The sequence below is a fragment of the Pedococcus badiiscoriae genome (assembly GCF_013408925.1).
In the GTDB taxonomy this organism is placed as follows: domain Bacteria; phylum Actinomycetota; class Actinomycetes; order Actinomycetales; family Dermatophilaceae; genus Pedococcus; species Pedococcus badiiscoriae.
Genome location: NZ_JACCAB010000001.1, coordinates 2,345,580 through 2,353,542 on the forward strand (window position 1 = coordinate 2,345,580; position 7,963 = coordinate 2,353,542).

4 protein-coding genes and 1 pseudogene are annotated in these 7,963 nt (G+C 72.0%); 3 read left to right on the forward strand and 2 right to left on the reverse strand.

Going from position 1 to position 7,963, the window contains the following annotated elements:
• Window positions 1-26 precede the first annotated feature (26 nt).
• Entirely contained in the window at window positions 27-1,520 is a 1,494-nt protein-coding gene (locus tag BJ986_RS11155; RefSeq protein WP_179422043.1) for a histidine kinase N-terminal domain-containing protein, read from the forward strand.
• 26 nt (window positions 1,521-1,546) lie between these two features.
• On the opposite strand, the gene BJ986_RS11160 is transcribed toward BJ986_RS11155, so the two are convergent.
• Window positions 1,547-1,795, reverse strand: a complete 249-nt coding sequence (locus tag BJ986_RS11160; RefSeq protein WP_140736930.1) for a WhiB family transcriptional regulator — start codon at window positions 1,793-1,795, stop codon at window positions 1,547-1,549.
• A 460-nt stretch (window positions 1,796-2,255) separates the two neighbouring features.
• Between BJ986_RS11160 and BJ986_RS11165 the strand changes: the two genes are divergently transcribed.
• Complete coding sequence (locus tag BJ986_RS11165) at window positions 2,256-2,669, forward strand: hypothetical protein (protein ID WP_179422044.1); 414 nt, start codon at window positions 2,256-2,258, stop codon at window positions 2,667-2,669.
• Window positions 2,670-2,688: 19 nt separating this feature from the next.
• On the opposite strand, the gene BJ986_RS11170 is transcribed toward BJ986_RS11165, so the two are convergent.
• Entirely contained in the window at window positions 2,689-7,071 is a 4,383-nt protein-coding gene (locus BJ986_RS11170; protein ID WP_179422045.1) for an FtsK/SpoIIIE domain-containing protein, read from the reverse strand.
• 179 nt (window positions 7,072-7,250) lie between these two features.
• Here BJ986_RS11170 and BJ986_RS11175 point away from each other — a divergent pair.
• Window positions 7,251-7,937 (forward strand): annotated as a pseudogene (locus BJ986_RS11175) (CpaF family protein); the annotation flags it as partial.
• Window positions 7,938-7,963: the final 26 nt, after the last annotated feature.

The window sequence follows — 7,963 nt, forward strand, 5'->3', positions numbered from 1 at the left end:
TCGGGCTCGCCGATTAGGCTTCCCGCGTGCCCACCCTCAACGAGGTGCTCCAGTCCGCGACCGACCTCGCGCCCGCAGAGGTCGAGTGGCTGCAGCTGCTGGTCGGTGACTGGCAGCTCATCTCCGACCTGTCGTTCGCCGACCTCGTGCTGTGGGTGCCGGGGGGCATCGAGGGCTGGCTCGCCGTCGCGCACGTGCGACCGACGACGGGGCAGATGGTCTTCTTCGAGGACGTCGTGGGCCGTCGCACGCACCGCGGCCGGCAGTCACTGCTCGACCAGTCTTACCTCGACCAGCGGATCGTGCGGGAGAAGGACCCGATCTTCCGCGACGACATGCCGGTCCGCGAGGAGGCCATCCCGGTCGTGCGGGGCGGCCGCGCACTGGCCGTGATCACGCGGCATACCAACCTGGCGGCGATGCGGACGCCGAGCCGGCTGGAGCTGACCTACCAGGCGCTCGCGGACGCGCTGGCGCGGATGATCGCCGCGGGGGAGTTCCCGAACACGGCCGCACCCACGGGGCAGCGACGCGGCGCGCCCCGGGTGGGTGACGGCGTGATCCGCCTCGACGTCAACGGGATCGTGTCGTACGCGAGCCCCAACGCCCTCTCCGCAGTCCACCGCCTCGGGCACGTCGGCGACGTCATCGGTGAGCTGCTGGCGAAGGTGGTGGCCGACCTGCTGCGTGACGAGTCGCCCGTCGACGAGTCGCTGGCGCTCGTCGTGACGGGACGGGCGCCGTGGCGCACCGAGGTGACCTCGCGCGGTGCGAGCGTGTCGATGCGGGCGATCCCGCTCACCGAGGGCGGCCACCGGGTAGGCGCCCTGCTGCTCCTGCGTGACGTGTCCGAGCTGCGGCGGCGCGAGCTCGAGCTGCTCACCAAGGACGCCACGATCCGCGAGATCCACCACCGCGTGAAGAACAACCTGCAGACGGTCGCGGCGCTGCTGCGGCTCCAGGCGCGGCGGCTGCCCGAAGGAGAGGCGGGACGGGCGGCGCTCGAGGAGGCGGTTCGTCGCGTCGGGGTCATCGCGCTCGTGCACGAGACGCTGAGCCAGGGTTTCGACGAGACGGTGGACTTCGACGACATCGCGGTGCGCGGGCTCCAGGCGATCACCGAGGTGGCCAAGGTCGAGCACCCGATCACGTCACGGGTGCAGGGCTCGTTCGGGACGCTGCGGGCCGAGGACGCGACTGCGCTCGCGATGGTGCTGTCCGAGCTGGTGCAGAACGCCGTGGAGCATGGCCTCGCCGAGACCGGCGGTGGCACCGTCGAGGTCGAGGCGAGCCGCTCCACCGACGAGCACGGCGACGAGCTGCTCACCGTCACGATCACCGACGACGGGGCGGGCCTGCCGAGCGACTTCAAGCCGGGTGGGTCGGGCCTGGGCACCCAGATCGTGCAGTCGCTCATCCAGGACCTGCGGGGGCGGATCACCTGGGAAGCAGCAAAGCCGCACGGGACGCGGGTGCGTTTCGTCGCGCGGCTTCGGCCACTGGGCCGGGACTTCTCCTGAGGGCCTGCTTCTCCGGAGAGGGTGGGTCAGCCGGCGCGGCGGGCGCGGGCGTTGCGACGCTTGAGGGCCCGGCGCTCGTCCTCGGACATGCCGCCCCAGACGCCGGCGTCCTGGCCGGACTCGATGGCCCACTTGAGGCACACGTCGACAACCGGGCAGCGTCGGCACACAACTTTCGCCTCCTCGATCTGGAGGATGGCCGGGCCGGTGTTCCCAATCGGGAAGAACAGCTCAGGGTCCTCGTCGAGGCAGGCAGCGCGGTCGCGCCAGTCCATGAAGATCGTGCTCCTTGCGGTGACAGGGGTCGCGTCCGTGTGGTGGGCCCTGGGTTGCGGACCTCACGGCACGGACGCGTCATTGCGGGGTGTGCGGGGGTCGAGCACCTGAGAGTCAGGGCCGACCGGCAAGCCTAGCCGACCCATTTCGACACAGGGAGAAACACGTGCGCACCCATTTTGAGGGGGCGCACGCACTTCTGCCAACGGGTTGGGGGGTGTTTCTGTTCCAGGCTCCCAGATCCGGCTCAGAATCGCCGCGCTGAGCACAAGATGTCGGCTGTGTGACAGTGAGGTATTGGTCACATGTCGGACGGAGCAACTGTCCGGGGGCCGATCCTACGCCCGGATAAAGGTCAACCGGGACCGGCGCGGCGAGAGTCCCGGGTCGTCGGCGCGTTCCGGACGTCGTCGGTATGCCGCGTGCGCGCCGTCCGCGCCCGGGCCTAGCCTGAGTCCTGTGACCAGCCCCGCTCCTGTCCCGTCCCGCCCGCGTGACGGCTTCCGTGCCGTGGCAGGCATGGTGTGCGCAGCGCAGGCCGTGACGCTGCTGGGGTTCGTCGTGTTCTACCTCTGGGAGCTGACCCAGGGCTCGGGCGGGGACGTCGCCCGGGTGGTCATGTCGGCCCTGCTGATCGCCGTGTTCGCCGTCGGCATCGCCGCGATGGCCCGGGGCTGGCTGCGGGGTGACAACTGGCCGAATACTCCGACGGTCGTCTGGAACCTCCTGCTGCTCCCGGTGGGCTGGAGCCTGGTGCAGGGTGGCCACGGGCTGTTGGGTGCCCTCGTCATCCTGGTGGCACTCGTCGGCATCGTGGCGGCGATCCGCGCCGACACCCGGGACCGCGAGGACACCGAGGTCTCGGCGGACTGAGCGCGAGGGACGTCGCCGCTCACGCGTTGAGGGGCCTGTCGGGGGTCGCCACGGCCACCTGCAGCGGCGTGGCCACCGCACCGCGCACGAGGTAGCCGCGACCAGGGATGGCACCCGGGTCGAGTGGCACCCGCACGCCGAACACCTCCGCCTCGACGGAGCTCGCCGGCCCCAGCAGGACCCCCGTGCGGTGGCGGGCGAGCTCGACGGCGAGGCCTCGGTACTGCGCCGACAAGGCACCCGCGTCGGCGCCGGCCACGACCAGGCCGCCGTCGCGATCGACCATCGCGGACACGTGCGCCACCGTGGCCTCGACGGCGGAGTCGAGCAGCTCGTCGGCATCGTCGACGAGGACGGCCAGGTCCGGAACCGCCCGACGCGTCGCCACCAGCGCATCGGGCTTTGTCGGGTCGTCGCACCACAGGACCCGCGCATCGTGTCGCAGGGCGATCCACGGGCCCGGTCGGGCAGCCACGACGGCAAGCTGCCGGTCCTGCGCCAGCAGCTGTGCGGCGATCACCACCAGGGTGCTTGACACACCAGATCCGTTGCTGCCGGCCACGATCCAGCGTCGACCATCGCGAGGGGCCGACAAGCCCAGCACTCCGAGCTCGTCGCCGCCCAGCCCGAGTGACACCAGGTCCTCGTCGCCGGAGGACGTCGGCAGGGACCGTGCCTCCACCCGGCTCGGGAGCGCGTCGACTCGCCAGGGTCGCCTGTCGGGAGGTGTGCCATCGTCCGACTCCGCCGCCGATTCTCTCCGCGACTGAGGGGCCGGATGGTGGGTGATCCGTCGCGGCGGCAGGGCCAGCTGGACCTCTGTCCCGTCCGCCAGGACGCCCCGGCCAGGCGGCTGGGTGGCGGGGACGGCCTTCACCGGGAGGCCGGCGAGAAGCAGATCGGTCCGGTCGGCGAGCCTCAGGAGGACGCGATGGCTCAGTGTCGAGGCAGCCCGCCCGACCAGCAGGGCCCGATCTCCCGCCAGCACGGCGGTGAGCCCCACCCCGACACCCTCGCGAAGAAGCCGCAGCAGCCTCTCCACCAGGGCCCCATGGGTCGCTTCGTCGGCGCGCCCGGCCAGGGCATCCCAGTCGTCGACGACGACCAGGAGCCGAGGAGGCGCCACGTCGTCGGACGCCCGCCACCAGTCCGCCATCGTGGGGTGCGGGCTCGCGGCGAGTCGCCGCCTGCGGGCGGCCACCTCAGTCGCGAGCCTCTGGACCAGGCGCTCGAGTCTGGGCAGGTCGTCCCACCCGACGTGCGCGCCGCAGTGGGGCAGCGCCTCGAGGTCCGCCAGGGAGCCCCCGCTCACGGCATACACGTGGAGCCGGATGGCGTCGAGCGCGGCGACTGCGCCGAGGACCACGGTGCGCAGGGCGCTGCTGCGCCCGCTTCCCACGGCGCCGACGAAGGCCCAGTGCCCCGACCCGGCGAGGTCGACCTCGAGCGGACGCTGGCGCTGGGCCTGGGGTTCGTCGGTCAGCCCGATCGGGATGCGGCCGGCGGAGGGGGCGGGCAACGACTTCCCGTCGACCCGCGTCGGCAAGGGCGGCAGCCACGGGCTCGGAGCCTGGCGGGTGTCCAGCAGGTCAGCAGCCGCCGCGACGACCTCGACGACCTCGACGAGGTCCGACACCGCCGCGGGATGCATGCCCGGTGCTTCCGGCCATGGCGTCGGAGGCTGGTCCCAGGCGGCCATCCTGACGCGTATGCCGGGTCGTTCCCGAGGGTGTGACGTCCCGCTCGCGTGGGCGCCCTGGAAGGACACCAGCGGGCCACCCCCGGTCCTCGCATAGCCACGCCCCGGGACACCGCGGTCCAGACCTGCGGCGTCGGGCGCGTCGATGACGTCCTCGGAGTCAGTCCGGTCCCGGACCCGCAGGGCGATGCGGAGGTTGACGTTGGCCTTGATGTCGGCCGTCACGACACCCGCCGGCCGCTGCGTCGCCAGGACGAGGTTCACGCCGAGCGACCTGCCCAGGGCCGCGACCCGGACCATCCCGTCGATGAACTGGGGGAGCTCCTCGGTCAAGGCCCGGAACTCGTCCACGACGATGACCAGTCTCGCCAGGGGAGCGGCCCTGCAGGTCGACGAGGACTGGTACGCAACGAAATCCGGGACACCTGCGTCGGCGAACGACCGCTCACGTCGTTTCAGCTCGGCCATCAGCGACACGAGCGCGCGGTCAGCCAGGTGCTCGTCGAGGTCGGTGACCACGCCGGCCACGTGGGGCAGGCCGGCGCACTCCCGGAGCGCGGCTCCGCCCTTATAGTCGATGAGCACGAGTGCGAGGTGCTCCGGCCGGTTGTGGAGCGCCAGGGAGGCCACCAGGCTTCGCAGGAGCTCGGACTTGCCGGCGCCGGTCGTGCCCGCCACGAGGACGTGCGGCCCGTCCGCGGCGAGGTCCACGACGAAGGGGCCGTCAGGGGTCACGCCGACAGGCACCGCGGTGCAGTGCGGAGTCCGCTCCCAGGTTCGAACCACCGCGGCGGCGTCGAGTGACTGGCCTTCGGTGCTGGCCCGATCGCCCGGCCCGCGGCCCCACAGCTCGGTCAGGCAGACGGTGGTCGGCAACGAGCTCTCCTGGCTCCCCGGCGTGGCGTCGCGCAACGGTGCGAGCGCGCGACTGAGCCGGTCCGCCCACCACCCCGCGACCCCGTCCACCGCCAGGTCGGTGGTGACGCGACCCGGGGCGTGGAACGACGGGTGCGCGGGCCTGGTGAGGTCGAGGATCGCGGCCACCTCGGAGGGCAGGCCGGCTCGATCCGGGTCGAGGGCGAGGACGCAGATCCCGACCGACGGACCGTGCTCGAGCACCTCAGCCAGATCAGGCAGGCGACGCAGGGCGCAGGCCCCGTCGAGGACGACCACGGTCTGGGGTCCTCGCCACGGGGCCGCGGCGGAGCTGGACGCCGCGCGACGCGCACGCACCCGGTGGGCGAGGTCGACGACCGCGGGCGCCGCCGGGGTGTCGCCGTCCAGGCTCGTGACCCACTGGTGGCGGGGGTGGCCATCCGGACGTCGGACGTGCGGGAGTCGGGCCAGCCAGGCCCAGCTCGGGTCGGCGTGAGTGCTCCCCGTGACGAGGACGAGCTCGAGGTCGAGGGGTGAGTGCAGGGCGGCGAGCTGACCGAGGACGGAACGAGCCACCCCCAGGGCTGCTCGACGCTCACCACAGACCCCCAGGACACCTATGTCAGCCCACGCCACCGCACACGGAACCCGTTCCAGCGCAGGACGTTCCACGTCATCGCCCGGGTCTTGGCCCGCGGCGGCGTCGGCCGATGGCCGCACGACGCGGACGGTCGCGGGCCTCGTGCACCGGCCGATGCTCACCATGAGGGAGTCGGGGTCACCTCGTCGGCGCTCCCACAGCCGCGCGCTCGGTAGCGTCGTGATCGCCAGGATCTCGCAGGGGTCGGGCAGGGACCGCCGCAGTGAGCGGGACTCCTCCTCGCAGGCTGCCGCGACCCGCTCGCGTGCCGCCCCAAGGTGACCTTCGTATGCCGCGTGCTCGGCGGCATACCTGCGCTTGCTCCCCACCCGGTCGCCGAGGGCCGTCCCGGCCAGGACGAGGGGGCTCATCACAGCGAACGCCAGCATCATCGGGCCGAAGAACACCGCCAGGGCGGCGGCGAACGGAACGGGCAGCAGCATGGCGATCCACGGCGGCCTCGAGCGGCCCGGCTGGACGGGTGGGGATGGCAGCACGATGGTCACCGGGATGGGCGGCGAGAGCAGCCGGGGTCGCCGGTTGACGGTGGTGGTTCCGTCCGGCCGGGGGCTGAGCGCGGCGGGCACTTCACCCGCTTGGCGGATGGCCAGCATCGTGTCGCCGGCCTGGACGGTGGAGCCGACGCGCAGCGACTGGGGGTCGGCGCCGACCCGGGCCCCATCGAGCCGGGTGCCGTTGGTCGACCCGAGGTCGGCGAGGGTGAGGCCCTCACCTGTCACGGTGATCCGGGCGTGAATTCGTGACATGCGCTCGTCGTCGAGACTGACGGTGGCCTCGTCGGATCGCCCCAGGGTGTAGACCCCTGGTGGCAGGTCGATCGTCCGGCCGGCGTCAGGACCGTGGGCGACCGCCAGCGTCAGTGGCGTGCGCGGGTGGCTGGGGGATGGCGGGGGCCTGACCTGATGCCTTGTGGCGAGGGTGAGCGCCGCCCCGTCGACGAGCGGGTGCCGCCCCACGGGCGCATCGTCGGCGACCGCGGCCCCGCCGACGGCGAGCACGGGGTCCCGCAGCTCGTGGTGGCCACCGCGGACCACGAGATCCGCCAGGGCGCGGGCGAGCTCGCGGGAGGTGGAGCCGGCAGGAGCCTCGACCTCGATCTCGAGTGGACAGGGTCCCGACCGGGCCGGCGCGGAGGAAAGCTGCACGACCGTGAGCTGAAGTCGCATCGGTCGACCGTAGGCGCGCTACGCCCTGGCCCCAGCCGGCTGTACACAGCTGTGGACGAGCGCAAGCGTCCGGCCTCGTGTGGCCTTAGTATGACGACGACGTCCGCAACCGGAAGCAAACGGGAGTTTGCCGACCAAGGTGGTTGGGACGTCAGGGGGAGGGTGAGTTGGACGCTGTCATGACTGTCGAGTCCGAGGTCCGGGAGCTGATCAGGCGGTCGGGGGTCGACCCTGCCCGGGACGTGGGCGAGCTGGACCGACTCGTCCGTGACGCCGTGGCTGACTACGACGAGCGGTCCCTTCACGGGAGTCTTCCCGCGCTGGCCGATCTGGAGGCCGCGGTGAAGGAGGTCAAGGACGCGGTGGCTGGTTTCGGACCGCTCCAGCCGTACTTCGACGACCCCGAGGTCGAGGAGATCTGGATCAACGAGCCCACCAAGGTGTTCGTAGCCCGGGCAGGGGTCGCCGAGCTCACCACCACGATGCTGACGGCCGACGCGGTGCGCGACCTCGTCGAGCGGATGCTCAAGACGAGTGGGCGCCGGGTCGACCTGTCGAGCCCGTTCGTCGACGCCGTCCTGCCTGACGGGTCGCGCCTGCACGTGGTGATCCCTGACATCACCAGGACGCACTGGTCGGTCAACATCCGCAAGTTCGTGGTGCGCGCTGCCCACCTGGACGACCTGGTCGCACTCGGCACCCTCACCCCGCACGCGGCGCGGTTCCTGGGGGCGGCCGTCGCGTCCGGGCTCAACATCCTGGTCGCCGGGGGCACCCAGGCCGGCAAGACGACGTTGCTCAACTGCCTGAGCGCCGCCATCCCAGCACGCGAACGGGTGGTGACCTGCGAGGAGGTTTTCGAGCTAGCAAAAGCTAAATAAGTAGAGACCTC